General features: G+C 74.0%; 27 protein-coding genes. 12 read left to right on the top strand and 15 right to left on the bottom strand.

Going from position 1 to position 23,811, the window contains the following annotated elements; all coding sequences use genetic code 11:
* The first annotated feature begins 35 nt into the window (after nucleotides 1-35).
* A complete protein-coding gene (locus ACFY2K_RS24040) occupies nucleotides 36-893 on the top strand; it encodes an EamA family transporter (RefSeq protein ID WP_387713865.1) in 858 nt (285 codons plus the stop codon).
* Nucleotides 894-974: 81 nt separating this feature from the next.
* Here ACFY2K_RS24040 and ACFY2K_RS24035 read toward each other — a convergent pair whose 3' ends face one another.
* The 5 genes from ACFY2K_RS24035 to ACFY2K_RS24015 form a co-directional block, all read right to left on the bottom strand.
* On the bottom strand, nucleotides 975-1,730 hold the full coding sequence (locus ACFY2K_RS24035) for a GNAT family N-acetyltransferase (protein WP_380523494.1): 756 nt from the start codon (nucleotides 1,728-1,730) through the stop codon (nucleotides 975-977).
* A gap of 137 nt (nucleotides 1,731-1,867) precedes the next feature.
* Nucleotides 1,868-2,962 carry a WD40/YVTN/BNR-like repeat-containing protein gene (locus ACFY2K_RS24030; protein WP_375891253.1) on the bottom strand — a complete coding sequence of 365 codons (1,095 nt, stop codon included), beginning with the start codon at nucleotides 2,960-2,962 and terminating at the stop codon, nucleotides 1,868-1,870.
* A 173-nt stretch (nucleotides 2,963-3,135) separates the two neighbouring features.
* Entirely contained in the window at nucleotides 3,136-4,584 is a 1,449-nt protein-coding gene (locus tag ACFY2K_RS24025; RefSeq protein WP_380523492.1) for a dihydrolipoyl dehydrogenase family protein, read from the bottom strand.
* A 109-nt stretch (nucleotides 4,585-4,693) separates the two neighbouring features.
* On the bottom strand, nucleotides 4,694-5,428 hold the full coding sequence (locus ACFY2K_RS24020; RefSeq protein WP_380523491.1) for an alpha/beta fold hydrolase: 735 nt from the start codon (nucleotides 5,426-5,428) through the stop codon (nucleotides 4,694-4,696).
* A 167-nt stretch (nucleotides 5,429-5,595) separates the two neighbouring features.
* Complete coding sequence (locus ACFY2K_RS24015; RefSeq protein WP_375891259.1) at nucleotides 5,596-5,985, bottom strand: thioredoxin family protein; 390 nt, start codon at nucleotides 5,983-5,985, stop codon at nucleotides 5,596-5,598.
* Nucleotides 5,986-6,146: 161 nt separating this feature from the next.
* Here ACFY2K_RS24015 and ACFY2K_RS24010 point away from each other — a divergent pair, with 161 nt between their 5' ends.
* Genes ACFY2K_RS24010 through ACFY2K_RS24000 form a run of 3 tightly spaced genes read left to right on the top strand, consistent with a single transcriptional unit; the run spans nucleotide 6,147 to nucleotide 8,085 of the window.
* Complete coding sequence (locus ACFY2K_RS24010) at nucleotides 6,147-6,740, top strand: hypothetical protein (protein WP_380523487.1); 594 nt, start codon at nucleotides 6,147-6,149, stop codon at nucleotides 6,738-6,740.
* A 47-nt stretch (nucleotides 6,741-6,787) separates the two neighbouring features.
* On the top strand, nucleotides 6,788-7,348 hold the full coding sequence (locus ACFY2K_RS24005; RefSeq protein ID WP_375891263.1) for a sigma-70 family RNA polymerase sigma factor: 561 nt from the start codon (nucleotides 6,788-6,790) through the stop codon (nucleotides 7,346-7,348).
* Nucleotides 7,345-8,085, top strand: a complete 741-nt coding sequence (locus tag ACFY2K_RS24000) for a zf-HC2 domain-containing protein (protein ID WP_380407433.1) — start codon at nucleotides 7,345-7,347, stop codon at nucleotides 8,083-8,085. Before ACFY2K_RS24005 ends, ACFY2K_RS24000 begins: the two co-directional genes overlap by 4 nt.
* An 83-nt stretch (nucleotides 8,086-8,168) precedes the next feature.
* Here ACFY2K_RS24000 and ACFY2K_RS23995 read toward each other — a convergent pair whose 3' ends face one another.
* The 3 genes from ACFY2K_RS23995 to ACFY2K_RS23985 all read right to left on the bottom strand — a co-directional run bounded on the left by ACFY2K_RS23995 (nucleotide 8,169) and on the right by ACFY2K_RS23985 (nucleotide 10,419).
* A complete protein-coding gene (locus ACFY2K_RS23995) occupies nucleotides 8,169-8,873 on the bottom strand; it encodes a hypothetical protein (protein ID WP_387713860.1) in 705 nt (234 codons plus the stop codon).
* 137 nt (nucleotides 8,874-9,010) lie between these two features.
* Nucleotides 9,011-9,580 (bottom strand): DUF1990 family protein, encoded by a 570-nt coding sequence (locus ACFY2K_RS23990; protein ID WP_375891268.1) that lies wholly within the window; start codon nucleotides 9,578-9,580, stop codon nucleotides 9,011-9,013.
* Complete coding sequence (locus ACFY2K_RS23985; RefSeq protein ID WP_387713857.1) at nucleotides 9,577-10,419, bottom strand: YndJ family protein; 843 nt, start codon at nucleotides 10,417-10,419, stop codon at nucleotides 9,577-9,579. Before ACFY2K_RS23985 ends, ACFY2K_RS23990 begins: the two co-directional genes overlap by 4 nt.
* Nucleotides 10,420-10,577: 158 nt before the next feature.
* Between ACFY2K_RS23985 and ACFY2K_RS23980 the strand changes: the two genes are divergently transcribed.
* Entirely contained in the window at nucleotides 10,578-10,847 is a 270-nt protein-coding gene (locus ACFY2K_RS23980) for a DUF1876 domain-containing protein (RefSeq protein WP_375891271.1), read from the top strand.
* Entirely contained in the window at nucleotides 10,844-11,053 is a 210-nt protein-coding gene (locus tag ACFY2K_RS23975; protein ID WP_375891273.1) for a hypothetical protein, read from the top strand. Before ACFY2K_RS23980 ends, ACFY2K_RS23975 begins: the two co-directional genes overlap by 4 nt.
* A gap of 107 nt (nucleotides 11,054-11,160) precedes the next feature.
* Here the strand turns inward: ACFY2K_RS23975 and ACFY2K_RS23970 are convergent, their stop codons facing one another.
* From ACFY2K_RS23970 to ACFY2K_RS23955, 4 genes are all read right to left on the bottom strand, one after another.
* Nucleotides 11,161-11,601 (bottom strand): PPOX class F420-dependent oxidoreductase, encoded by a 441-nt coding sequence (locus ACFY2K_RS23970; protein WP_375891275.1) that lies wholly within the window; start codon nucleotides 11,599-11,601, stop codon nucleotides 11,161-11,163.
* A gap of 29 nt (nucleotides 11,602-11,630) precedes the next feature.
* A complete protein-coding gene (locus tag ACFY2K_RS23965; RefSeq protein WP_380523478.1) occupies nucleotides 11,631-13,277 on the bottom strand; it encodes a cytochrome bc complex cytochrome b subunit in 1,647 nt (548 codons plus the stop codon).
* Nucleotides 13,278-13,544: 267 nt separating this feature from the next.
* Entirely contained in the window at nucleotides 13,545-15,086 is a 1,542-nt protein-coding gene (locus tag ACFY2K_RS23960; RefSeq protein ID WP_375891279.1) for an MFS transporter, read from the bottom strand.
* A 184-nt stretch (nucleotides 15,087-15,270) separates the two neighbouring features.
* Nucleotides 15,271-15,951 (bottom strand): TetR/AcrR family transcriptional regulator, encoded by a 681-nt coding sequence (locus tag ACFY2K_RS23955; protein WP_380588560.1) that lies wholly within the window; start codon nucleotides 15,949-15,951, stop codon nucleotides 15,271-15,273.
* A 290-nt stretch (nucleotides 15,952-16,241) separates the two neighbouring features.
* Between ACFY2K_RS23955 and ACFY2K_RS23950 the strand changes: the two genes are divergently transcribed.
* Entirely contained in the window at nucleotides 16,242-16,709 is a 468-nt protein-coding gene (locus ACFY2K_RS23950; RefSeq protein WP_387713851.1) for a Uma2 family endonuclease, read from the top strand.
* Between the two features lie 121 nt (nucleotides 16,710-16,830).
* Nucleotides 16,831-17,619 carry a VOC family protein gene (locus tag ACFY2K_RS23945; protein WP_375891285.1) on the top strand — a complete coding sequence of 263 codons (789 nt, stop codon included), beginning with the start codon at nucleotides 16,831-16,833 and terminating at the stop codon, nucleotides 17,617-17,619.
* A 6-nt stretch (nucleotides 17,620-17,625) separates the two neighbouring features.
* Here ACFY2K_RS23945 and ACFY2K_RS23940 read toward each other — a convergent pair whose 3' ends face one another.
* Complete coding sequence (locus ACFY2K_RS23940; protein WP_380523472.1) at nucleotides 17,626-18,189, bottom strand: hemerythrin domain-containing protein; 564 nt, start codon at nucleotides 18,187-18,189, stop codon at nucleotides 17,626-17,628.
* A gap of 122 nt (nucleotides 18,190-18,311) precedes the next feature.
* Complete coding sequence (locus ACFY2K_RS23935) at nucleotides 18,312-18,908, bottom strand: TIGR03086 family metal-binding protein (RefSeq protein WP_387713848.1); 597 nt, start codon at nucleotides 18,906-18,908, stop codon at nucleotides 18,312-18,314.
* A gap of 193 nt (nucleotides 18,909-19,101) precedes the next feature.
* Here ACFY2K_RS23935 and ACFY2K_RS23930 point away from each other — a divergent pair, with 193 nt between their 5' ends.
* On the top strand, nucleotides 19,102-19,683 hold the full coding sequence (locus ACFY2K_RS23930) for a DoxX family protein (protein ID WP_375891290.1): 582 nt from the start codon (nucleotides 19,102-19,104) through the stop codon (nucleotides 19,681-19,683).
* Between the two features lie 113 nt (nucleotides 19,684-19,796).
* Here the strand turns inward: ACFY2K_RS23930 and ACFY2K_RS23925 are convergent, their stop codons facing one another.
* Nucleotides 19,797-20,633: a PP2C family protein-serine/threonine phosphatase gene (locus tag ACFY2K_RS23925; protein WP_387713845.1), complete on the bottom strand. Its 837-nt coding sequence runs from the start codon at nucleotides 20,631-20,633 to the stop codon at nucleotides 19,797-19,799.
* A gap of 146 nt (nucleotides 20,634-20,779) precedes the next feature.
* On the opposite strand from ACFY2K_RS23925, the gene ACFY2K_RS23920 reads away from it, so the two are divergent.
* The 3 genes from ACFY2K_RS23920 to ACFY2K_RS23910 all read left to right on the top strand — a co-directional run bounded on the left by ACFY2K_RS23920 (nucleotide 20,780) and on the right by ACFY2K_RS23910 (nucleotide 23,768).
* Nucleotides 20,780-21,877, top strand: a complete 1,098-nt coding sequence (locus ACFY2K_RS23920; protein ID WP_380407403.1) for an LLM class flavin-dependent oxidoreductase — start codon at nucleotides 20,780-20,782, stop codon at nucleotides 21,875-21,877.
* Nucleotides 21,874-22,503 (top strand): FMN reductase, encoded by a 630-nt coding sequence (locus tag ACFY2K_RS23915; protein ID WP_380523463.1) that lies wholly within the window; start codon nucleotides 21,874-21,876, stop codon nucleotides 22,501-22,503. The genes ACFY2K_RS23920 and ACFY2K_RS23915 overlap by 4 nt, the downstream gene beginning before the upstream one ends.
* A gap of 230 nt (nucleotides 22,504-22,733) precedes the next feature.
* A complete protein-coding gene (locus ACFY2K_RS23910) occupies nucleotides 22,734-23,768 on the top strand; it encodes a Dyp-type peroxidase (RefSeq protein WP_380641084.1) in 1,035 nt (344 codons plus the stop codon).
* The last annotated feature ends 43 nt before the right edge of the window (nucleotides 23,769-23,811 follow it).

Raw genomic sequence — 23,811 nt, 5'->3', positions numbered from 1 at the left:
GAAATCCGGCAGGCTGACGGGAGGGGAGCTTCGCCATGTCAGAAATCGGATCGGCCGTGCCGCTGGCCGTGCTCACGGCCGCCGTGCTGCACGCGGTGTGGAACGGGCTGGCGCACCGGATCCCGGACAAGATGGTCGGCTTCGCGCTGATCAACCTGACGTACACCGCCTGCGCGGTGGTGTTGGTGGCGGTCAACCCGCTGCCGGCGGCCGCCGCCTGGCCGTACCTGCTGGCCTCCACGGTGGTCCAGACGGTCTCGACGGTCCTGCTGCTGCGGGCCTACCAGCTGGGCGACTTCGGGCAGATGTACCCGATCGCCCGCGGTTCGGCGCCGCTGCTGGTCGCCCTGCTGTCGGTCACGGTGCTCGGCCAGCCCCTGGGCGCGGGCGAGCTGGCGGGCGTGGTGGTGATCTCCTGCGGGCTGATCGGGCTGGCCTTCGCCCAGGGCATACCCGGGCGGGCGCAGCTGCCCGCTCTCACGGCCGCCGCCGGCACCGGGGCGATGATCGCCGGGTACACGGTGCTGGACGGCAGCGGCGTCCGGCACGCCGGCACCGTCGGCGGGTACGTGGCCTGGCTGTTCCTGCTCCAGGGGCCGGCGCTCCTCGCAGTGGTCTGGGCCCGGCGCGGCCGCACCCTGCTCACCGGGATGCGCGGGGTGCTGCCGGTCGGGGTCCTCGGCGGGGTGCTCTCGCTGACGGCGTACGGCCTGGTGGTCTGGGCGCAGTCCCGGGGCAACCTGGCGACGATCGCGGCGCTGCGCGAGACCAGCATCGTGATCGCCGCGCTGATCGCCACCGTGGTGTTCCGCGAGCGGCTCGGGCGGCTGCGGCTGACCGCCGCGTTCACCGTCCTCGGCGGGATCGCCGTCCTGGAGCTGGCCCGGCCCTGAGCCCTGGCGCCCGCGGCTCAGGGTTCAGGACTCAGCGCTCAGGGCTCAGGCTCAGGCTCAGGGCCTTGGGCCCGGCGGGCCTCAGGCGGCGTCCGGCACGATCACGGTCAGCGAGGTCTCCCGCAGCTCGAAGCCCAGGGCCTCGTAGACCCGGCGCGCCGGGTTGCCCTCGGAGACCACCAGGTGCACGTCGGCCAGCCCGCGCCCGGCGGCGTCCGCGACCGCCCGGCGGAGCAGGTCGGCGCCGAGGCCGCGGTAGCCGCGCCGCGGGTGGCGGAAGACCTCCGCGACCCAGGGCAGGCCGTCGCGATCGGTCAGCACGGCGGCGCCGACCACCCGGTCCTCGGCGTCCACGGCGAGCAGGCTGGACGGCAGCACCGGGCCGATGGCGTTCCCGGCCAGCAGCGGGCCGATCCGCTCGGCCAGGGCCCGGGCGTCGTCCCCGGGGAAGTGGTCCACGTGCGCCGGGTCGAAGGCGGCCCGCCACGGCTCCAGCAGTTCCTCGGGCGCGCGGTCGCAGGGCACCGCCCGCAGCCCCTCCCGCAGCGGGGCCCCGGCCCAGTCGGCGGGCGGGGGATCGGCGCGCAGGTCCCGCCGGAAGGTGTGGGCGTGGCGCAGGGCCGTCGCCCCCTGCGCGAGCAGCCGCTGCCCGAGCTCGGGGCTGCCGGAGACCACCCAGCCCGCCAGCTCTGTGCGGACGTACGCCACGGCGTCCGCCGAGTCGTCCAGCACCTCCAGCAGGTCGGCCCAGGGGCGTCCCTCCCGCTCGCCCTGCTGGTACCGCAGCACCGGTGCTCCGGCGCCGTCGTGCCTGATCACCCAGTCCGTTTCGGGCATGGCCCCACCCCACTTCGCGAGAATCACGAGATCGTTCGTCGGCGGCCCATGCTCACCAGAACCGGAGCGCCCCGGCAACCGGTTTTCGACCGGCCCGGCCGCCGGTCGCTCGGCCCACCGGCCCGGCCGCCGGTCGCTCAGCCCACCACCGCCGCCCGGACGCAGAGCACGTCCGGCAGGTGGGAGACCAGCAGTGACCAGGTCTCGCCCTCGTCGCGGCTGCCGTACACGTCGCCGGTCCGGTTGCCGAAGTAGATCCCGGCCGGGTCGGCGTCGTCGGTGCGCAGGGCGTCGCGCAGCACGATGCCGTAGTGGTCCTCGCCGGGCAGCCCGTCGGCCAGCTGCTGCCAGCTGGTGCCGCCGTCGGTGGTGCGGAAGACCCGGCAGCGGCGGCCGGGCGGGATCCGGTCGTCCGAGCCGCCGAGCGGGAAGAGGTAGGCGGTGTCGCCGCGGCGCGGGTGGGCGGCGACCGCGAAGCCGAACTCGGCGGGCAGGCCGTCCGCGATGGAGTGCCAGCTCCCGCCCCGGTCGTCGCTGCGGTAGACCCCGCCGTGGTTCTGGAGGTAGAGCCGGTCGGGGTGGACCGGGTCGGCGGCGATCTTGTGCACGCACTGGCCGAACTCGGGGTACTGGCGCTCCTCCGGGAAGAACTCGGCGCGCAGGCCGGTGTTGGAGGGCTCCCAGCTGTCGCCGCCGTCCTTGCTGCGGTAGACGCCGCCGCTGGAGACCGCGACCAGCAGCCGTTGCGGGTCGCGCGGGTCGGTGAGGACGGTGTGCAGGCCCTGGCCGCCGTAGCCGGCGCCCCACGCGGACCGCTGGGGGTGGTTCCAGAGCGGTTCGACCAGCGTGAAGCTCTCGCCCCCGTCGGTGGAGCGGAACAGCGCGGCGGGTTCGGTGCCCGCGTACACCACCCCGGGGGCCTCCGGCCCGGCGGGCTGGAGCTGCCAGACCCGGGTGAGCGAGGCGCCGGTCGACTCGGGGAAGCGGATCGCCGGCCGGGCCGGCTCGTGCCAGCGGGCGCCGAGGTCGTCGGAGCGCCACACCGAGGGCCCCCAGTGGCTGCTGTCGGCGCCGACCAGCAGTCTGGTGCGGCCCTCGCGGCGGTCGATCGAGACGGAGTAGATCGCGTTCATCGGGAAGTGCGGCCCGCTGAAATCCCAGTCCAGCCGGTCGCGGCTGCGGCCGAGAAAGAGGCCCTTCTCGGTTCCGACGGCCAACAGCACCTCGGTCATGTCTCACACCACCTGATCGCGAGCGGCCCCCCACGACGACCCCCCGGGGCGCGGCGGACGCGCGACCCCACCGCCCAGTGTCCCGCCGTCCACCGGCGGTCACACCTCGCCGCGCCGCGCCCCCTGAGGGGGAGGGGTGCCCCGGGAGGGGCGTCCGGAGGGCTGCCGGGGGATCAGCCCCGGCAGCCCTCCAGCAGTCGCAGCCACACCTCGCTGATCGTCGGGTAGGCGGGGACGGCGTGCCAGAGCCGGTCGACCGGCACCTCGCCGACCACCGCGACGGTCGCCGAGTGCAGCAGTTCGGCGACGGCCGGGCCGACCAGGCAGGCGCCGATGATCACCTGCCGGTCCAGGTCGAAGACCACCCGGGCGCGGCCGCGGTAGTCGTCGGCGTAGAGCGAGGCCCCGGCGACGTTGCCGATCTCGTGGTCGACGGCCTTGACCCGCAGGTCGAGCCGCTCGGCCTCGGCCAGGGTCAGGCCGACGGCCGCGACCTCGGGTCGGGTGAACACCACCTGCGGCGCTCCGGCGAGGTCGGCGGAGGCGGAGTGCGCGCCCCAGCGCGAGGTGTCCAGGGCGCGCCCTTCGGCCCGGGCGGCGATCGCCCCGCCGGTGATCCGGGCCTGGTACTTGCCCTGGTGGGTGAGCAGCGCCCGGTGGTTGACGTCCCCGGCGGCGTACAGCCACTCGCCGTCCACGCCCAGCACCGTGCAGCTGTCGTCCACGTCCAGCCAGCTGCCCGGCCGCAGTCCGACCTGCTCCAGCCCGATGTCGGCGGTGCGCGGGGCCCGGCCGGTGGCGTACAGCACCTCGTCGACGGTCAGTTGATCGCCGCCGGAGAGCGTCAGCACCGCCGGCCCGGTGGCGTCGGCGCGCTCCAGGGCCGTCACCTCGGTGCCGAAGCGGAGGTCCACGCCGGCCTCCCACAGCCCCTCGGCCACCAGCTCGCCCGCGAAGGGCTCCATCCGCGGCAACAGGGTGTCGCCGCGCACCAGCAGCACCACCTCGGAGCCGAGCGCCCGCCAGGCGGTGGCCATCTCCACGCCGACCACCCCGCCGCCGACCACCGCGAGCCGCCCGGGGACGGTCGGCGAGCCGGTCGCCTCCCGGTTGGTCCACGGGTGGGCCTCCGCCAGCCCGGGCACGGTGGCGGGCAGCACCGGGCGGCTGCCGGTGCACACGGCGACGGCGTGCCGGGCGGTGAGCACCCGCTCGGTGCCGTCCTCCGCCTCCACCGTGACGGTCCGCACGCCTGCCAGCCGACCGTGGCCGCGGACCAGCTCGATGCCGGTGTCCCGCAGCCACTGCACCTGGCCGTCGTCCTTCCAGTGCGAGGCGAAGGAGTCCCGGCGGGCCAGCACTGCCGCCGCGTCCAGCCGCCCGTCGCCGACCGCCTCCCGGGCGCCGCCCACCGCGCGGGCGTCGTCCAGCGCGGCGGCCGGGCGCAGCAGCGCCTTGCTCGGCATGCAGGCCCAGTACGAGCACTCGCCGCCGACCAGTTCGGCCTCCACGATCACCGTGCTCAGGCCCGCGGCGACGGTCCGGTCGGCCACGTTCTCGCCGGTCGGCCCGGCGCCCAGGACGATGACGTCGTACTCCCCGGTGGTGCTGCTGCTGGTCATGTCCGGTCCTCCGTGGTCTCGCGGGTCGCCCGGTCCCCGACCGGGTGCGGCGTGCGCCCCATCCTGCGACGCGGACCGGCCGGAGCACGGGCGAACACGCCAACCGTGATCAGATCGCCGCGAGTTCCGCGAGCAGCGCGGCGGTGTCGGCGGGGCGGGAGAACATCGGCCAGTGCCCGGTGGGCAGTTCGCGCAGTTCCCAGTTCGGCCCGTCCAGCCCGACGAACCACGGGTGGCCGGCCGCGATCATCTCCCGCACCCGGTCGAGCGGGAAGGAGCAGGAGACCAGGGCCTGCGGCAGGGCGGCCCCGGCGCCGGTCAGCCGGAGCCGGTCCCGGTACGAGCCGGCCGGGTGCGGGGTGACCCGGGTGCCGATCCGGGCCAGCGCGGCCCCGTCCAGGCCCTCGGTGCTGGCGCCGGAGGCGGCGATCGCGTCCCACGGTGGCATCGGCAGGCGGCCGTCGACCACCGAGGCGTCGGCGGCCTCGCGGTAGTCGGGCTGCCAGAGGTCGTAGAGCGAACCGCCGTCCGCCATCGGCCCGCTGTCCAGGTAGACCACCCGCCGGATCCGCTCCGGCATCCGGTCCGCGACCCCGCCGACCGGGGCGCAGGCGCCGCTGTGCGCGACCAGCACCACGTCCCACAGGTCCTCGCGTACCAGCAGGTCGGCGAGGTCCGCGATGTGCTCCTCCAGCCCGAAGTCGCCCTGCTCGCCGGCCCGTTCGGCGAGCCCGGGCAGGCTCACCGGGTGGACCCGGTGCCCGGCCGCGCGCAGCGGCGCGGCCACCTCGTCCCAGGCCCAGGCGCCGAGCCAGAATCCGGGAACCAGTACGAAGGTGCTCATGGTGGACCGTCCTTCCGCGGTGGGGACCCCCGTCACCCGCGACTCTAGGAGCGGATCGGGGCGGAGCCCACCGGATGACCCGGCCCGGGAGGGGCGTCCCCGGCGGAACACCCGGAGAGCCGCAGCTCCCCGGGCCCCCGGACGGCCCAGGACCCAGGGCCCGGAGATCAGGCCTGGCCCTCGGCCGCCTGCTCCTCCGCCACCTTGCGCTTGACCTCGGTCATGTCCAGCTCGCGGGCCTGGCCGATCAGGTCCTCGAACACCGGCTCCGGCAGCGCCCCGGCCTGGGAGAAGATCAGCACGCCCTCGCGGATGATCGCCAGCGTGGGGATCGACTGGATGCCGAACGCGGCGGCCAGCTCCTGCTGGGCCTCGGTGTCGACCTTGGCGAAGACGAGGTCCGAGTGGCGCTCCGCGGCCTTCTCGTACACCGGGGAGAACTGGCGGCACGGCCCGCACCACCCGGCCCAGAAGTCGATCAGGACGAAGTCCTTGCCCTCCGGGCCCGGGACGATGTCGTCGAAGTTCTCCTTGGTCAGCTCGACCGTGTTGCTCATCTCGCGGGTCCTTCCCTTCCGAAGGTGCCGGTACGGATCATGCGCCCGGGACAACGGTGATGCCCGCCGGGGTATTCCGGGCCCGGCCGGTATTGAGCACCGGGCGGCCACCGTCCGTACTGAGGGGTGTCCAGTCCGTTCACCGACGCGGGAGGCTCCCCATGCGCAGCACCCCACCCCGCACCCGCCGGGCCGTCGTGCTCGCCGCCTCCGGCCTCGCCGCGGCGGCCCTGGTCGCCGGCTGCGGGTCCTCCGGATCGAGCAAGTCGAGTGCGCCGAGCCCGTCGAGCAGCTCCAGCGCCCCGGCCGCCGCCACCCTCCGGACCGCCGACGACCCCAAGCTCGGCACCGTAGTCACCGACAGCGCGGGCTTCACGCTCTACCGCTTCGACCAGGACCAGAGCAACCCCTCGGACTCGTACTGCAACGGTAACTGCGCCACCCTGTGGCCGCCCGAGCACGCCAACGGCGACATCACGGCCAAGGGCATCGACAGCAAGCTGGTCGGCAGCTTCACCCGCGACGACGGCACCAAGCAGGTCACCGTCAACGGCTGGCCCGTCTACCGCTACTCGCCGGACGCCAAGCCCGGCGACACCAAGGGCGAGGGCGTGGCCGGCCAGTGGTTCGCGGTGACCCCGACCGGCGGCAAGGCGATGCCGAGCGGCACCCCGGCACCCGCCACCCCGGCACCCGCCACCCCGGCGCCGAGCACCCCCACACCGACGCCCACCCCGCCGTCGTCGGGCTACTGACCGACCGCCGACCACCGCTGACCATCGCCCTCGACCGGGAGGCCCGGGTGCGCAACCATGAAGTGGTGACCGAGGAGCACCCCGCCGCACACGGCCAGGGGGCCGCAGACGAGGAGCTGATGCGGGCCCTGTACCGCGAGCATGCCGGACCGCTGTTCGGCTTCGTGCTCCACCTGGTCGCCGGGGACCGGCAGCGCGCCGAGGACGTCGTCCAGGAGACCCTGGTCCGGGCCTGGCGCAACATCCACCGGCTCGACCCGCAGGCCGGCTCGCTGCGCCCCTGGCTGGTCACCGTGGCCCGCCGGATCGTGATCGACGGCCACCGCAGTGCCGGCGCCCGCCCGCGCGAGGTGGAGGCGGCGGCCCTGGAGCAGCTGCCCGCCGAGGACGAGATCGACCGGGCGCTGCGGATGATGACCGTCGCCGACGCGCTCGCCGACCTCTCGCCCGCCCACCGGGAGATCATCGTCGAGACCTACCTCAAGGGCCGCACCGCCAAGGAGGCGGCCGCCGTCCTCGGCATCCCGGCCGGGACCGTCCGGTCGAGGGTGTTCTACGCACTGCGCTCGCTCAGGCTCGCGCTGGAGGAACGGGGAGTGACATCGTGACCGAGCGGCCCGACCTCCGCCCCGGCCCGTCCGGTGGCCCCGAGCACCTGGACGTCGCGTCGTACGTCCTCGGCCTGCTGGAGCCCGCCGAGCGCGCGGCCTTCGAGCGGCACCTGGCGGACTGCCCGCAGTGCACCGGGCAGGTCGGCGAACTGGGCTTCGTGGAGCCGATGCTGGGCGAGTACGTGGCGTCGGCGCGGGCCGCCGGGCTGGACCCGGCCGACTTCGCGCCGGCACCGGACGGGCGGCTCCTGGACCGGCTGGTCGCCGAGGTCGCGGCCGGCCGTCGGCGTGGCCGGGTGCGGCGGCTGGTGCTCGCCCTGGCCGCGACCGCGATGGTCGCGGCCGGCCCGGCCGTCACGGCCGCGGTGCTCACCGCGGAGACCACGCCCGCCGTGGTCGCCGTCGCCGAGCAGTTCAGCGCCAGCGACCCGGCCACCGGGGCCAAGGCCACCGTCGGCGTCGACGGCACCACCTGGGGCAGCCGGGTCAGCCTGCAACTCTCCGGTGTGCAGGGCCCGTTGACCTGCCGCCTGGTCGCCGTCTCGCACGGCGGCGAGCACCAGACCGTCACCACCTGGTACGTCCCGGCGGACGGCTACGGCGAACCCGACGCCCCGGGCGTGCTGCGCACCACCGGCGGGGCGGCCATGCAGCCGGGCGCCATCGACCACTTCGAGGTGCGGGTCCAGAACTCCGACGCCCTGCTGGTCTCCGTCCCCGCGCACCGATCGTGACCGCGCACCCGGGGTAGCCGCGCACCGGGCGTGACCGCGCACCCGGGGTGGCCGCGCACCGATCGTGACCGGGCGGGACCGGTTCAGCCCGGAAGGTGCAGCACGACGTACCCCATCAGCCGCCGCACCCGGGCCGCGCCCAGGTGGGCGGGCCAGTACGGGTTGGGCTCGCCGCCACCGGTCATGTGCTCCCGCCGCCAGGTCCGGCCCCAGCCGACCCGCAGCTCCTGCTGGAAGCTGTGCCACCGGCCGCACGGGCACGGCACCAGCACCCGGGCGCAGGTGCGGCACAGTTCGGCCCGGTCGTGGCCGGTCGACACCTCCACCGCGGGCCCTTCCTCCCCGCAGGCCGGGCAGCCGGGCAGTTCGGCCCCGTCCAGCAGCGCGTTCTGCCGTCGGACGTAGTCGGGCAGGCGCAACGCCGGGTGCAGGAAGGGGTCGTGGCGCCAGGCGTCGTTCGGTGAGGTCCACCAGGGCTGGTTCCACCACACCGGCGTCGCCGCCCGGCGGCCGTCCCGCTTCTCGGTCCGCCGCTGCGCCGCGTACCGCTCCGCCCGGGCCAGCCACAGCTGCCGCGCCTCGTGCAGTTCCTCCACCGCCCGCACCAGGGACTCCGGGTCGGCCTCCAGGTGCCGGGGCATCCGGGCGCTGAGCGTCAGGTGGTGGTAGGTCGCCCGCAGGCCGTACGGGGCGAAGCCGGTCAGGCAGGTGCGCAGGGCGCTGTGGCGCCGGTGGACGGGCAGCGCGGCGTCGAGGACCAGGGCCCGGTGGGTGTGGAAGCTGGTCACGGCGCCGGCTCCTCGCCGTCCTCGGGGGTGACCGCCCCTGGAGCCGGAACCGGCACCGGGGGCGGCGGTGTCATCCGGCGATCATGCCGCAGACCCGGGCCGGGCGGCGAGCGGATTCACGCCGCCGCCGGGCGGGGTCAGCGCGGTCCGCCCCGGGCGGCGTCCGCCGCGATCGCCGCCAGCACCCGCCCGCAGCGCCGGACGAAGGCGTGCTGGAGGAGCGGGAACAGCGGGCCGACCAGCCGGGCCCACCAGGCGACCGGCCGGCTGAACGCGGTGACGCCGAACCAGACCGTCCCGTCGGGCGCCAGCTCGACCAGGAAGGTCTCCTCGCCCCGGCCGAGGTGTCCGGGCCTGGTCCCGTAGGTGAAGCCGTACCGGTCCGGGCCGTCGACGGCGGCCAGCACCCGGTTGGGCGCGCCCGCCCGCAGCGGACCGACGCCGATCGCGCAGCGGACGGCGACGCCCGGGGCCGCCCGGTCGGCCTCCGCGTCGATCCGGACGCCGGCCAGCCGGTGCATCCGCCAGCCGAGCAGCGCGGCCCCGGCGACCTCCAGGGCGGCGCGTCCGTGGCCGATCGGGGCCCGGTGCCGCAGGTGGTGGTAGCCGGCGGGCAGCTCGCCGGTGCGGCTGGCGCCCTGCTCGGGGTAGCTGTAGTCGGCTCCGGGGTGACCGGGGTCGGTCCCGAGGTGGCTGCGGTCGTTCATCGGGCGTCCTCCGCGGTGGTGATCCGGCGCCAGGCGAGGAGCGCGCAGAGCGCGAAGCCGAGCGCGTTGCCGAGGCCGTGGGTGGCGGCCATCCAGGCCAGGGTGGGGTGGGGGAGCCCGGCGGCCCGGCCGAGCGCCCACCACAGGGCGAGCAGCATGGTGAGCGCCAGCACGCCCGAGGAGACGGTGAGCAGTCCGGCGGTGACCGGGTCGGCCGCGCGGGCGCGCAGGTCGCGCCAGCTGACCAGGCCGACCAGCCACATCCCGGTGCTGAGGACGACCGCCCCGGCGAACTGCCACCAGTTGCCGAGGAAGTACCCGGCGAGCACCAGCAGGGTGCCGGCCGGGACGCTGAGCGCCGCGCAGCGGGCCGCCGCGGAGCCGGGCGCCGAGGCGCGGCAGACCAGTCCGGCGACCAGCGCGGCGGTGAATCCGGCGTAGTGGAAGTGCGGGACGGTCAGTGCCAGGATGTGCGGTTCGAAGCCGAACAGCGGGTAGCCGGAGCGTTCGGCGACCAGCGCGACCCCGGCCACCGAGGGCGCGGCGAGTGCGGTGAGCACGGCGATCTCGGCGGGGGCGAGCGAGCGGGTGCGGGCCAGTCGCCGGGGCGCGTGCAGGGCGACGGCCAGGGTGCCGAGGGCGTAGAGGACGGCGGTGGCGGTGGCGAGGCCGCCGCGGGGCAGCCAGAGCGACAGCGCCCCGGGGACGGCGGCGAGCGGCCAGAGCCGGCGGATCCGGGCCAGCCCGGGTTCGTCGACCAGGGCCAGGCCGAGCGGCAGGACGGCGCCCATGCCGAGCAGGACCAGCAGGTCGACCAGTTCGGTCGTGCCCTTGTCCATGGCGGGCACACCCCCTCTTGAACGCGTTCAAATACCCTTCGTCCGCGACTCTACGTCGCCGAGTTGAACATGTTCAACCTGACCCCCGGGCCGGCTGGCCTGGTGATCACGCTGGGTGCGGCGCACTCTGGAGGAGTAACCGATGGAGGTGATCCGCCATGCAGACTCTGGTCGGTTGGCACATCGAGATGGAGTTCCGCGAGGAGGGCGCGCGGACGACCGCCGCCGCCCTGCTGCGGCTCGGCGACGGGACGGAGGTGCGGGCCCACGGCTACAGCAGCCGCCACCCCTCCGACCCGGAACAGCTGCGGGTGGGCGAGGAGATCGCGGGCGCCCGCGCGCTCAACGACCTGGCCTCGCAGCTGCTCACCAAGGCCCACGGCGAGATCCAGGACGTCAGCCCGGTCCCGACCCACCCGCTCTCGTGACCGCCCCGCACCCGGACGGCGGCCAAGGCCAGGCCGGACGGGACCCGAACCGGCCGCGCATCCCGCTGATCTGCCCGCGCTGCGGCCACGAGCAGCGGGTCGTCCCCGGCGGCCCCGAGCGGGCGGTCAGGGTCGTGCACCTGGGGACCGGCCGGGAGGCCTGCGAACCGGGGGACCTGGCCCGGGCCCCGGACGACGGGGCCTGACCCGCGACGCCCCGAACGCCGGCGCCGGAAACGCCGAGCGCCGGGCCCGTTCCCACGGATCCCGGCACTCGACGCGCTCCGGGGTGCCCGAAGCCCTTCCGCGCCGCTCAGTTGACGCAGTACGTCCCCGGCGGGCGCCACTCCGGCCCGACCAGCCGCTGCTCCAGCTCGTTCGGCGTGATCCGGATCCCGACCGTCCCGGACAGCCCGACCCGGAACCGACTCCGGGCCAGCGTGAGCAGGGCCGTCAGGCCGTACTTGTTGATCAGTGAGGTGCGGTAGCGCGCGGTCGCGTCGGCGTCGCAGAGCCGGGCGCGGGCCGGGAGCCGGCGGCCGGTGGGCCGCCCGTGGGCGTCGCAGGGGCCGATCAGCACCCGGGGGTGGCGGCGGATCCGTTCGGCCTCACCGGAGTGGGCCGGGGTCCAGACGCCGAGCGCCCGGCCGTCCGCGACCACCCACAGCTGGGTGTCCAGTCGGCTGCCGTCGTCGCCGAAGGTGGTCAGCAGGAGGTACTTGCTGTCGGCGAGCCGGTCGGTGGGGTCGTGCATGATCTCCTCCCTCGCACAGGGGGGCGGGGTCAGTGGTGACCGTGGCCCTCGCCCTCGGTGATCTCGCGGTGCTCGCGGTGCTCGTGGTGCTCGCGGTACTCCTCGGCGGTGGGCTTCCCGATCCGCGCGTGCTCGCCGTGGAACCCGCGGGACAGCCGCACGCGGGTGCGGGTGAGCGCGCCCGCCGGCCGGGCCACTCCATTCTCGTCGACCGCGGGCGGCAGTTCGAGGGGGCGGGGCTGCTCGTGTGCGGTGAGCCGGTGCAGTTCGGCGGGCGCGAGCCCGGCGTGCACCTCGGTGAACTCGCCGTGCGGCAGCCGCTTGACGACGCCGGTCTCCCGGCCGTGCAGCACCTTGTCGCGGTCCCGCCGTTGCAGGCCCAGGCACCAGCGCTTGGTGACCACGAAGACGGCCACCGGGACGACGAAGAAGCCGATCCGTACGGCGTAGGTGATGGCGTTGAGCGACAGGTGCAGATGGGTGGCGATGAGGTCGTTGCCGCCGCCCGCGAGCATCACCAGGTAGACGCTGATCCAGGCCGCGCCGAGGGCGGTGCGGACCGGCGCGTTGCGCGGCCGGTCGAGCAGGTGGTGCTCGCGGGCGTCGTTCGTCACCCAGCCCTCGACGAACGGGTAGACCGCGATCGCGCCGAGGATCACCGGGAACAGCGTGAACGGGATCAGCACCCCGAGGTTGAGGGTGTGCCCCCACAGGCCGACCTCCCAGCCCGGCATCACCCGGATCAGGCCCTCGGCGAAGCCCATGTACCAGTCGGGCTGGGCGTCGGTGGAGACCTGGTCCGGACGGTACGGGCCGTACGCCCAGATCGGGTTGATCGTGGCGATCGCCGACATCAGGGCGACGATCCCGAAGACCAGGAAGAAGAAGCCGCCGGCCTTCGCCATGTAGACCGGCATCAGCGGCATGCCGACGACGTTCTTCTCGGTCCTGCCGGGGCCCGCCCACTGCGTGTGCTTGTGGTAGAAGACCAGGATCAGGTGCGCCACCAGCAGCCCGAGCATGATGCCGGGCACGAGCAGTACGTGGACGGTGAAGAACCTCGGGATGATGTCGTGCCCGGGGAACTCCCCGCCGAACAGGAACATCTGGATGTAGGTGCCGACCAGCGGCACGGCCAGCACCACGCCCTCGATGAACCGGATGCCGGTGCCGGAGAGCAGGTCGTCCGGGAGCGAGTAGCCGAAGAAGCCGTCCAGCATGCCGAGGAACAGCAGCAGGAAGCCGAAGACCCAGTTGACCTCGCGCGGCTTGCGGAACGCACCGGTGAAGAACACCCGCATCATGTGCACGAACATCGCCGCGACGAAGACGATCGCCGCCCAGTGGTGGATCTGCCGGATCAGCAGTCCGCCGCGGACCTCGAAGCTGATGTCCACGGTGGAGGCGTAGGCCTCGGACATCCGGATGCCCTTGAGCGGGACGTACGAGCCGCTGTAGACCACCTCGCCCATGCTCGGCTTGAAGAACAGGGTCAGCCAGACGCCGGTCAGGATGATGATCAGGAAGGTGTAGAGGCAGATCTCGCCCAGCATGAAGGACCAGTGGTCCGGGAAGATCTTGCGCAGGTTGGCCCTGGCGAGGGAGTGGATCCCCAGTCGGCCGTCCGCCCAGTCGGCGGCCCGCTGCCCCCGCCCTGGGTTCTGATTCCGGGTCATGTGCACGCACCTCGGTCCGAAGGAAACGGGGATCAGTCCCCGCTTCGTACGGACGCCACCATAATCGGGGACTGATCCCCACTTCCACCCGGGGCTCCTTCCGCCGCGGCTCGCCGCTCCCGGACGGCCCGTTCGGAAACGGCGAACGGCGCGTCCCGGAAACGGCGAACGGCCCCTCCGGAAACGGCGAACGGCCCGTCCGGTGTCGTGGAAGACACCGGACGGGCCGCATGCGCACCCGAGTCACCCCGTGGGGTCCCGCGAGGGTCAGTGCACCAGCACCGGCACCTCGTCGCTCTTCGCCGCACCCGAGCCGGCACCCGTGGTGTCGGGGCGACCGGCGTTGATGAAGGTGAAGGCGACGGCGGCGGCCGCCACCAGGATCCCGAAGGACACCCAGATCGCGGTCGAGAAGCCGTGCACCATGCCCTGGAACTGCACGAGCTTGGCGGCCTCCGGGCTGGCCGCGGTGGCCAGCGAGGTGGCGTGCGAGGTCAGCCAGCTGGTGGTGGCGCTGGCCGCGATGGTGTTCAGCAGCGCGGTGCCGATGGCGCCGCCGACCTGCTGCGAGGTGTTGACCATGGCCGAGGCCACGCCCGCGTCACGCGGCTGGACGCCGTAGGTCGCGAGGCTCATGGCCGGCATGAAGGCGGTGCCCATGCCGAGGCCCATCAGGACCAGGCCGGGCAGGATCAGCGCCGGGTACGAGGTGTCCAGGCCGATGTGGGTCAGCAGGAACATGCCGACCGAGGCGGTCAGGAAGCCGGGCGCCATCAGGTAGCGCGCCGGGACGCGGGTCATCAGCCGGGCGCCGATCTGGGTCGAGCCCGTGATCATGCCCGCCACCATCGGCAGGAAGGCGACGCCGGTCAGCACCGGGCTGTAGCCGCGCACGACCTGGAGGTAGTAGGTCAGGAAGAGGAACAGACCGAACATGCCGATCACGGCCATGCCCAGCGACAGGTAGACCCCACCCCGGTTGCGGTTGAGCACCACGCGCAGCGGCAGCAGCGGGGCGGCGACCGCGCGCTCCACGATCACGAAGGCGGTCAGCAGCACGACGGCCGCGGCGAACAGCGCCAGGGTGCTGCCGGCGGTCCAGCCGCTGGACTCGGCGCGGGTGAAGCCGTACACCAGCGAGACCAGGCCGGTGGTCACCAGCACCACGCCGGGGATGTCCAGCTTGTTGCGGTTGCGGCCCCCGACGGGCTCGCTGATCACCAGGACGGCGCCGGCGATGGCCGCGATGGCGAACGGGATGTTGACGTAGAAGGTCCAGCGCCAGTTCAGGTACTCGGTCAGCGCGCCGCCGAGGATCAGACCGATGGCGCCACCGCCACCGGCGATCGCCCCGTAGATGCCGAAGGCCTTGGCGCGCTCCTTGGCCTCGGTGAAGGTCACGGCGAGCAGCGACAGCGCGGCCGGGGCGAGCAGCGCGCCGAACACGCCCTGGAGGGCGCGGGCGCCGAGCAGCATCGCGGTGTTGACCGCCATGCCGCCGAGCGCGGAGGCGAGGGCGAAGCCGGTCAGACCGACGATGAAGGTCCGCTTGCGGCCCCAGAGGTCCGCGATCCGGCCGCCGAACAGCAGCAGGCCGCCGAAGGCCAGCGCGTAGGCGGTGATCACCCACTGGCGGTTGCCGTCGGATATGCCCAGGTCGGTCTGGGCGGACGGCAGGGCGATGTTCACGATGGTGGCGTCGAGGACGACCATCAGCTGGGCCAGGCCGATGAAGATCAGCGCCTTCCAGCGCCTGGGATCGGGGATCGTCGCCGGAGCGGCGTCGGTCTGAGACATGGGGGTACCCATTTCACGGTGCGTGGTGTGCGAGAACGGTCAACTGCCGTACGGGAACGGCAGGTTGCCGTACGGGTGCGAGGGCGCGCGGACGCGCCCGGAGGCGACTCCGGTCAGTCGCGCGGAAGGTGGGGTGCGAGGGGGGTCGGATCGGCTCGGATCAGGATCGGATCAGTGGTTGGGTCCAGGTGGTCGGTCAGTGCCGAGGGCGGAAGTCCTCGAAGGTCGCGGCCCGGCCGGGCAGCGCCGAGCGGGCCGGCGCGCGCAGGCCGTCCAGGAACAGCTGCAGGTGGCGGTGGACGAAGTCGTCGAGCAGCTGGCAGGAGGTGCCCGGCAGCGGCCGGGTCAGCTGGCTCATCGCGACGAACAGGTCCCCGTGGTCGACGTCCGGCCGGAGCTCGCCGGTGGCCCGGGCGCGCTCCATCAGTCCGCTCACGGCGGACCGCAGGCGCTCCCGCGTCTCGGTCAACTCCGGGTCGTCCGGATCGACGGTGCTGGTGAAGACGGCGCAGAGCCCGCCGACCTTCTCCGCCACGGTCGCGTGCACGAACCGCTGCAGAGCGTCGAACGGACCGCCGCCCACTCCCGCGTCCGCCTCGGCCGTCGCCGTCTCGGCGAGGGCCAGGATGCGGTTCTTGACGAGCAGCGCCACTTCCTGGATCAGCGCCGCGCGGTCCGGGAAGTTCCGGTACAGCGTGGCATTGCCGACCCCCGCCCGCTTCGCGATCTCGTCCAGCGGCACCTCGGCACCGTGCTCGACGAACGCGTCCCGGGCCGCCAGTACGATCCGCTCCCGGTTCCGGCTCGCGTCCGCACGCAACTTCGGCGTGCGCACACTCCCCGTGGAATGGGCCGGCTCTGCGGCGACGGTGGTCATGGCGACGTGCTCCTCCAGAATACCGGGGAAGTTCTCCCCGCTTTCTCCAACGTACTCGCAAACGGGGAATCTGTCCCCGCAATTTCCTCCCGTGCTGTGACCTGCGTCACGTTTACGGTTCCCGCCCGCCGATCTCCTCGTTGTCCGATCGGACAACCAGGCGGCGGAGGAGGACCCGTGAGCGTGATCCCTGGACGCCCGCAGATGGTGCCCGAGGAGTTCGAGGAGCTCGCGCGTCTCGCCCCCGGGCGGTCGAAGGAATCCGGCTGGAGTTCCTCGGCGGGCGGCTGGTGGTCCAGCCCCGACCCGACGGCAACCACGGACGGGTGGTCGAGTGGCTGGTGCGCAGGTGCCTGCACGTGCGGCCGGAACAGTTCCTGCACAGCCACGGCCTGAAGGTGCAGGCGCTCCGGGACGGGCGGGCGCACCCTGACGGCGTCCTGGCGCCCTCGGAGGCCTTCGCCGGCCTCGGTGCGTGGGCGGAGGCCGAGGAGGTGCTGATGGTCTTCGAGGTCGCTGACGACGATGCGGACGCCGACCACCGGGCCCGCGTCGAGAAGCCGTGTGCCTACGCCGAGGCCGGCATCCCCGTCTACCTGCTGATCGATCGCGACTCCGCCGAAGCCGTCGTCCACAGCCGGCCGGGCGGCGTTCGCTACGAAACCGTCCGGACCTTCGCCTTCGGCAAGAGCGTCCGCCTCCCCGACCCGGTCGGCATCGTCCTCGACACCGAGCCGCTCAAGAACTGGGTGCGCTGAGCCCGGCCGTGCCTTCCCGGGCGGGCTGCTCCGCCCGCCCTAGGCTGTGGGCGTCCCGGGCGGCCGGTGGGCCGCGGGAGTCGGGAGGGGCCCGGCGGCCGGGTGGGCGAGGAGGTCCGCGATGGGCAGCGAGGAGACGACCGCCAAGGTGCGCTGCGTGGCGGCCGTTCCGTGCTGGGTGAGCCTGATGGCCCGGGACCTGGAGAGCGCCACGGGGTTCTACGGTCCGCTGCTGGGTTGGGAGTTCGAGCCCGGCCCGGAGCGCTTCGGCCCGTACGTGCACGCGGTGACCGGCGGGGAGGCGGTGGCCGGGTTGGGGGTGGCGGGCCTGGGGGCGGTGCCGCTCGCCTGGACCAGTTACTTCGGGACGGAGAGCGCCGACGCCGCCGCCGACGCCGTGCGCGAGCGCGGCGCGACCCTGGCGGTCGGCCCGCTGGCCTTCGACGCCGGGCGGGTGGCCTTCGCGGCGGACCCGGCCGGGGCGGTGTTCGGCATCTGGGAGGGCCCGCCGGGCCGGGCCCGGCGGCTGGACGTGCCGGGAGCGCCGGTCTGGATCGAGCTGCGCACCCCGGACCCCTTCGCGGCGGCGCTGTTCTACGGCGAGGTGTTCCGCTGGGACGGCCGGGACCCGGAGCGCTTCGAGGTCCGCTGGGAGCACGACCGGGTGGTGCTGCGCGCGGAGGGGCACAGCGTCGCGGCGCTGGCCAAGGAGCAGGCGGGCGGACCGGCGGGCCCACCGCCGCACTGGGAGGTCTCCTTCGCCGTCCCGGACACCGACCGGGCGGTGGCGCGGGCGGTTGAGCTGGGCGGGGCGGGGATCGGACCGGTCTTCGACTCCCCGTACGGCCGGGTGGCCCGGCTGCGGGACCGTGACGGCGCCCGCTTCGCGGTGATCAGCCCGAAGAGCTGACCGGCCTCAGCCCGCGGGGCCGCTGCCCGCCGGTTCGGTGCCCGCCTGTTCGGTGCCCGTCGCCTCGGTGCCCGCTGGTTCGGTGCCTCTCGCTTCGGTGCCCGCAGGATCGCTGCCCGTCGGCTCGGTGTCCGCCCGCTGGGCCCGGAGCCGTTCGCCGAGCTCCGCGCGGGTCGCTGCGGGCAGGGCCTTGCGGGCGGCCGGGAAGACCGTCTTCTCCTCGCCGGTGAGGTGCCGCCGGAGGGTGTCGCCGAGGCCGTGCAGGAGGGTGTCGAACGCCGGGTCGTCCGGGCCGAGTCCTTGCAGGTCGGCGAGGTACTGCCCGATCGCGAGGTGGTCGTGGATGCTGCTGAACACCAGGGCTCCGCCCTCGGGCACGTCGTGCTGGACGAGTGGGAAGAGGTGCTCCTCCTCAGCGGCGCAGTGGCTGAACAGCAGGTCGGTCAGCCTGCTGACCAGCTCGCCGCGCTCGGCCGAGCCGGCCGGCGCCGCCTCGGCGCGGTCGAGCAGGTCGGTGGCCGCCTTGTGGTCGGCGGTGAACTCGCCGAGGATGTCCGGCCTGCGGCTCATGGCGTGCCCGCCTCTCGTCCGGGATCAGGACTCGCCCCCCGTACTGTCCAGTATCCGGCGCCGCCGCGCGAAACCCCGGTCCGGGCCGCTGCTGGGTGCGGGTTCCGCGGGGAGATCCCTGCTCAGCCGCCGTCCCGCCGCCCGGTGAGGGCCAGCAGCCGGGTCTGCGGGGCGGCGTCCGAGGGGACCGGCAGCGGCGGGTCGAAGAGTCCGCTGCCGGAGAGGTCGCCGTAGCCGCCGATCTCGCCGAGCGCGAAGTCCACCAGGCCGGCCGGGAGCCGGGTACGGGTGCCGATGCCCTCGGCGAGGTCCCAGGCGTGGACGACCAGGTCGGTGGTGAGCTGGTCCAGGTAGTACTGCCCGGAGACGTCCGCGAAGGAGAGGTGGACGGTGAGTTCGGTGGCGCCGGGCACCTCCCAGGCCTGCCGGGCGGCTTCGGCGGCGGAGTTCCAGGCGGCGACCGGGTCGTCGCCGAGCACGTCGCCGTCGTAGCGGCCGCCGACCTCGGCGATGGTGGCGCCCATCAGCAGGTCGGGGACCCAGAGCTGCTCGCCGGTGAGGTGGTTGACCAGGTCCCGCACCGTCCAGTCGGCGCACGGGGTGGGGGAGTCCCAGTGGCCGGGGGCGATCAGCCGGACCCGTTCGTCGAAGGCGGCGAGCGCCTCGGGGTAGGGCGTGCCGGGCCGGTCGGCCGGCGGGCGTTGCCTGCGGTGAGCCATGTCTCCACCCTGCCCCGGCCCCGGTGGGGTGCGCGAGTCGTCCATGCACCGTCAGTTGTTCAAATTCGAACTCCACGGTACGGTCGAGGAGTGGCCGGTTCAAATTTGAACAAAAGGCGCGGCGTGTCCCACCCCGCCCGGCCGCATCACCACACACACCCCCTACGACCGACCCCGATCGATGGAGACGCGCATGCCGAGCAGCAGCCCGAGCACGACCGCCGCCACCAGTCCCACCAGCCCCGCCGCCCGCTCCGCACGGGGCGGCTCCGGGTCCGCGACGACCTCCCCGCACGCCTACGACGCCGGACTCCTGCTCCTGCGCCTGGTGCTCGGCCTGACCATGGCCGCGCACGGCAGCCAGAAGCTGTTCGGCTGGTTCGGGGGCGGCGGGATCGACGGCACCGGTCAGTTCTTCACCATGAGCGGTTACCCGGCCGGCAACGCCATGGCCGTGGTGGCCGGCCTGACCGAGGTCCTGGGCGGACTCGGCCTCGCCGTCGGCCTGCTGACCCCGCTGGCGGGCGCTGCGATCGTCGGCACGATGGTCAACGCGATCGCCGTCACCTGGGGCGGCGGCTTCTTCGCCCCGAAGGGCAGCGAGTACGAGCTGCTGCTGACGGCGGGCGCCGCCGCCCTGGCGCTGACCGGCCCGGGCCGCTACGCGGTGGACCGCTTCCTGCCGGTGTTGAAGGCGCACCGCCTGGCGTACGGCGCGGCTGCCGTGCTGGTCGGCCTGGTGACGGCCGGAGTGATCCTGCTGCTGCGCAAGTAGCCGCCCGGCAGTGGCCCAACTCGCTTTTCCGGAGGCCGTGCTGACGAACCGTCGGCACGGCTTCCGGCGTTCCGGCATCCCGGTCTCCGGTGCTTCCGGGGCATCGCGCGCGGCTACTCGCCGATCCGCACCAGCGCCAGGGTGATGTTGTCCGGACCGCCCGCCTCGACGGCCGCCTTCCACAGCTCGAAGGCGGCCCTGCCGTCGGCCCGGTCGGAGGGCCCGTCCGCGCGGGCGAGCAGTCCGGCGAGCTCCTCCTCGGGTACCGGGTCGGTCAGGCCGTCGCTGCACACCAGGTAGCGGTCGCCGGCGGCGAGCGGCGAGACCCGTACGTGCGGTTCGACGAAGGTGAGTCCGAGCGAGCCGCCCAGGGTCTGGGTGACCAGCGGGGTGGTGCGCTGTCCGGGCGGCAGCGGCGGGCTGTCGTCCACGCTCACCCGCTCCAGGCTCACCCGCTCCGGGGCCTCCCGCGCCGAGGTCCCCCGCTCCGGGCTCGACCGCTCCGGGGGCGACGGCTCCGGCCCGCCACTGCTGATCCGGTAGACCCGGCTGTCGCCGACGTTGAAGACCACGGCCCGGTCGGGCAGCAGCACCAGCCCGGCGACCGTCGTCCCCATCGCGGCCAGCTCCGGCTCCCCGGCGGCGGCCGCGTAGACCGCCCGGTTGCACTCCTGGAGCTCCGCCCGGACGGCCTCCTCGCCGTCCAGTCCGCCCCCGGCGGCGGCGAGCCGGCGGGCGACCAGGGCGCTGGCCACCTCGCCGCCGGGGTGGCCGCCGAGGCCGTCGGTCACGGCGACCACGCAGGGCGGGCCGAGCGGGAAGAGCAGGGTCTGCGGGTTGGTGGTCACGGTGGCGCAGAGCGTCCACGGGCCGATCGTGAGGCTGTCCTCGTTGTGCTCCCGCACCAGGCCCTCGTGGCTCAGTGCGCTCACCGCGATGTACGGCGCCATCGGTTCGCCGTCCTTCCGCGGGCTCCGGCGGTTGCCGGGGCCCGCCTTCTATTGTCGGCGGGAAGCGCGGGAATAACGATCCGCGCCTGCGTGCTAGGGTGGTTGAAAGTTGAACGACTTGGACCTCCTGGAGTGTGGTGAGCAGCATGCAGTTCGGAATCTTCACCGTCGGCGACGTCACCCCCGACCCGACCACCGGACGCACCCCGAGCGAGCACGAGCGGATCAAGGCGATGGTGGCCATCGCGCGCAAGGCCGAGGAAGTGGGCCTGGACGTCTTCGCGACCGGCGAGCACCACAACCCGCCGTTCGTCCCGTCCTCGCCGACGACCATGCTCGGCTACATCGCCGCGCAGACGGACCGGATCATCCTCTCGACCTCGACCACGCTGATCACCACCAACGACCCGGTGAAGATCGCCGAGGACTTCGCGATGCTCCAGCACCTCGCCGACGGCCGGGTGGACCTCATGATGGGCCGCGGCAACACCGGCCCGGTCTACCCGTGGTTCGGCAAGGACATCCGCCAGGGCATCCCGCTCGCGGTCGAGAACTACGCGCTGCTGCACCAGCTGTGGCGCGAGGAGGTCGTCGACTGGCAGGGCCGCTTCCGCACCCCGCTGCAGTCCTTCACCTCCACCCCGCGCCCGCTGGACGACGTCCCGCCGTTCGTCTGGCACGGCTCGATCCGCAGCCCGGAGATCGCCGAACAGGCCGCCTACTACGGGGACGGCTTCTTCGCGAACAACATCTTCTGGCCCAAGGAGCACTTCCAGAAGCTGATCGACCTCTACCGCGAGCGCTACGCCCACTACGGGCACGGCACCCCCGAGCAGGCGGTCGTCGGCCTCGGCGGCCAGCTGTTCATGCGGAAGAACTCCCAGGACGCGGTCCGCGAGTTCCGCCCGTACTTCGACAACGCGCCGGTGTACGGGCACGGGCCCTCGCTGGAGGAGTTCACCGAGCAGACCCCGCTGACCGTCGGCAGCCCGCAGGAGGTCATCGAGAAGACGCTGACCTTCCGCGAGACCTTCGGCGACTACCAGCGCCAGCTGTTCCTGATGGACCACGCCGGCCTGCCGCTCAAGACCGTGCTGGAGCAGCTGGACCTGCTGGGCGAGGAGGTCGTGCCGGTGCTGCGCGAGGAGTTCGCCAAGGGCCGTCCGGCCGAGGTCCCGGACGGGCCGACCCACGCCGCGCTGGTCGCGGCCCGTGACAAGGAGACCGTGGAGGTGGCCGAGTGACCGCGTTCAAGCTGGCCGTGGTGAGCGCCGGCCTCAGCAAGCCGTCCTCGACGCGGCTGCTGGCCGACCGGCTCGCCGAGTCGACCGTGCGCCGGCTCGCCCTGGAGGGGCGGGAGGTCGAGGTCACCGTGGTCGAGTTGCGCGACCTCGCCGTGGACATCGCCAACAACTTCGTCACCGGCTTCCCGGCCGCCGCGCTGCGCGGGGCGATCGGGACGGTGACGGGGGCGGACGCGGTGATCGCGGTGACGCCGATCTTCACGGCCTCCTACAGCGGCCTGTTCAAGTCCTTCTTCGACCTGGTCGACCACGACGCGCTCACCGGCAAGCCGGTGCTGATCGCCGCCACCGGCGGCACGCCACGGCACTCGCTCGCCCTGGAGCACGCCGTCCGGCCGCTGTTCAGCTACCTGCGCGCGGTGGTGCTGCCGACCGCCGTGTACGCGGCCACCGACGACTGGGGCACGGCGGGCGACGCGCTCACCGACGGCCTGCCGGGCCGGATCGACCGCGCGGCGGGCGAGCTGGCGGCCCTGCTGGCGGGGCGGGCCCCGGCGGCGGAGGCGGCGGCGGTGCCGGAGCAGGTGGTCCCGTTCGCCGAGCAGCTGGCGGCGTTGCGGGTCTGAGGGCCGGACCTGAGGGGCGGGTGCGCGACGGTGCGCCCCGCCCCTTCCGCACGTCCACCCCTCCGCAGGTCCGCCCCTTCGGCCTGTCCGCTCCTTCCGCAGGTCCGCGCCCGGCCGCCCGCCGTGCGAGGTCCTCATCGGCATGATCAGATTGGTGCTGATCCGTCGCGATCCGTTCACACCCCGTGAGAGAGCGCTCCGCGAGCCGCCTCCCGAGGAGGACCCCCGCCGTGCAGCCCGAACCCCAAGCCGTGCTCTCCCCGCTGACCAGTGCGGCGGTCTTCCTGGTCCTCACCGTGGAACCCGGCGGCGAGCCCACCGTCCGCGACCTGCTGCCCGACCTCGCCGGACTGCGCCGGGCCGTCGGCTTCCGGGCCCCCGAGGGCGGCCTCACCTGCGTCACCGGCATCGGCTCCGACCTCTGGGACCGGCTCTTCACCGGCCCCCGTCCCGCCGGACTCCACCCCTTCCAGGAGGTGGTCGGCCCCCGCCACCGCGCCCCGGCCACCCCCGGTGACCTGCTGCTGCACCTGCGGGCCGAACGGATGGACCTCTGCTTCGAACTCGCCACCCGCCTGGTCGACCGGCTCGCCGGGGCGGCCACCGTGGTCGACTCCGTCCAGGGCTTCAAGTACTTCGACGACCGCGACCTGCTCGGCTTCGTCGACGGGACCGAGAACCCCGAGGGCCGTGCGGCCGAGACCGCCGCCGTGGTGGGGGAGGAGGACCCGGGCTTCGCCGGCGGCAGCTACGTCATCGTCCAGAAGTACCTGCACGACCTCGACACGTGGAACGCCCTCGCCGTCGAGCAGCAGGAGGGGGCCGTCGGCCGCACCAAACTCACCGACATCGAGCTGGACGACGACGTCAAACCCGCCGACTCGCACGTCGCCCTCACCGTGATCACCGGCCCGGACGGCGCCGAGCGGAAGATCCTCCGGTTCAACATGCCCTTCGGTTCCTTCGACCGCAGCGGCGAGTTCGGCACCTACTTCATCGGCTACGCGCGCGACCCCGGGGTCACCGAGGAGATGCTGCGCAACATGTTCCTCGGCCGCCCGCCCGGCACCACCGACCGGCTGCTCGACTTCTCCACCGCCGTCACCGGTTCGCTGTTCTTCGTCCCGACCGCCGACCTCCTGGACACCCCGCCCCCGGCCGCCCCGGCCTCGGGCCCGACCCCGACCCCGACCCCGGCCCCGGCTGCGCCCGCAGCCCGCCCGGACGGCTCACTCGGCATCGGCAGCCTCAGACCGACCTCCTGAACAGCCGACCTCCTGAACGGCCGACCTCCTGAACAGGACCCGC

Origin of the sequence: Kitasatospora sp. NPDC001309 (assembly GCF_042896295.1) — a bacterium.
In the GTDB taxonomy this organism is placed as follows: Bacteria; Actinomycetota; Actinomycetes; order Streptomycetales; family Streptomycetaceae; genus Kitasatospora.
This window is presented reverse-complemented; position numbering and strand designations above follow the sequence as displayed.

Bases quoted from the DNA above. Each gene is read 5' to 3' on its own strand.
- ACFY2K_RS23920 (WP_380407403.1), top strand. From the start codon at position 20,780: ATGCAGTTCGGAATCTTCACCGTCGGCGACGTCACCCCCGACCCGACC.
- ACFY2K_RS24015 (WP_375891259.1), bottom strand. From the start codon at position 5,985: ATGAGCAACACGGTCGAGCTGACCAAGGAGAACTTCGACGACATCGTC.
- ACFY2K_RS23985 (WP_387713857.1), bottom strand. From the start codon at position 10,419: ATGGACAAGGGCACGACCGAACTGGTCGACCTGCTGGTCCTGCTCGGC.
- ACFY2K_RS24025 (WP_380523492.1), bottom strand. From the start codon at position 4,584: ATGACCAGCAGCAGCACCACCGGGGAGTACGACGTCATCGTCCTGGGC.
- ACFY2K_RS23930 (WP_375891290.1), top strand. From the start codon at position 19,102: ATGCCGAGCAGCAGCCCGAGCACGACCGCCGCCACCAGTCCCACCAGC.
- ACFY2K_RS24040 (WP_387713865.1), top strand. From the start codon at position 36: ATGTCAGAAATCGGATCGGCCGTGCCGCTGGCCGTGCTCACGGCCGCC.
- ACFY2K_RS23945 (WP_375891285.1), top strand. From the start codon at position 16,831: ATGGGCAGCGAGGAGACGACCGCCAAGGTGCGCTGCGTGGCGGCCGTT.
- ACFY2K_RS23990 (WP_375891268.1), bottom strand. From the start codon at position 9,580: ATGAACGACCGCAGCCACCTCGGGACCGACCCCGGTCACCCCGGAGCC.
- ACFY2K_RS24035 (WP_380523494.1), bottom strand. From the start codon at position 1,730: ATGCCCGAAACGGACTGGGTGATCAGGCACGACGGCGCCGGAGCACCG.
- ACFY2K_RS23925 (WP_387713845.1), bottom strand. From the start codon at position 20,633: ATGGCGCCGTACATCGCGGTGAGCGCACTGAGCCACGAGGGCCTGGTG.
- ACFY2K_RS23935 (WP_387713848.1), bottom strand. From the start codon at position 18,908: ATGGCTCACCGCAGGCAACGCCCGCCGGCCGACCGGCCCGGCACGCCC.
- ACFY2K_RS23960 (WP_375891279.1), bottom strand. From the start codon at position 15,086: ATGGGTACCCCCATGTCTCAGACCGACGCCGCTCCGGCGACGATCCCC.
- ACFY2K_RS23965 (WP_380523478.1), bottom strand. From the start codon at position 13,277: ATGACCCGGAATCAGAACCCAGGGCGGGGGCAGCGGGCCGCCGACTGG.
- ACFY2K_RS24020 (WP_380523491.1), bottom strand. From the start codon at position 5,428: ATGAGCACCTTCGTACTGGTTCCCGGATTCTGGCTCGGCGCCTGGGCC.
- ACFY2K_RS23955 (WP_380588560.1), bottom strand. From the start codon at position 15,951: ATGACCACCGTCGCCGCAGAGCCGGCCCATTCCACGGGGAGTGTGCGC.
- ACFY2K_RS23980 (WP_375891271.1), top strand. From the start codon at position 10,578: ATGCAGACTCTGGTCGGTTGGCACATCGAGATGGAGTTCCGCGAGGAG.
- ACFY2K_RS23940 (WP_380523472.1), bottom strand. From the start codon at position 18,189: ATGAGCCGCAGGCCGGACATCCTCGGCGAGTTCACCGCCGACCACAAG.
- ACFY2K_RS24010 (WP_380523487.1), top strand. From the start codon at position 6,147: ATGCGCAGCACCCCACCCCGCACCCGCCGGGCCGTCGTGCTCGCCGCC.
- ACFY2K_RS23970 (WP_375891275.1), bottom strand. From the start codon at position 11,601: ATGCACGACCCCACCGACCGGCTCGCCGACAGCAAGTACCTCCTGCTG.
- ACFY2K_RS24030 (WP_375891253.1), bottom strand. From the start codon at position 2,962: ATGACCGAGGTGCTGTTGGCCGTCGGAACCGAGAAGGGCCTCTTTCTC.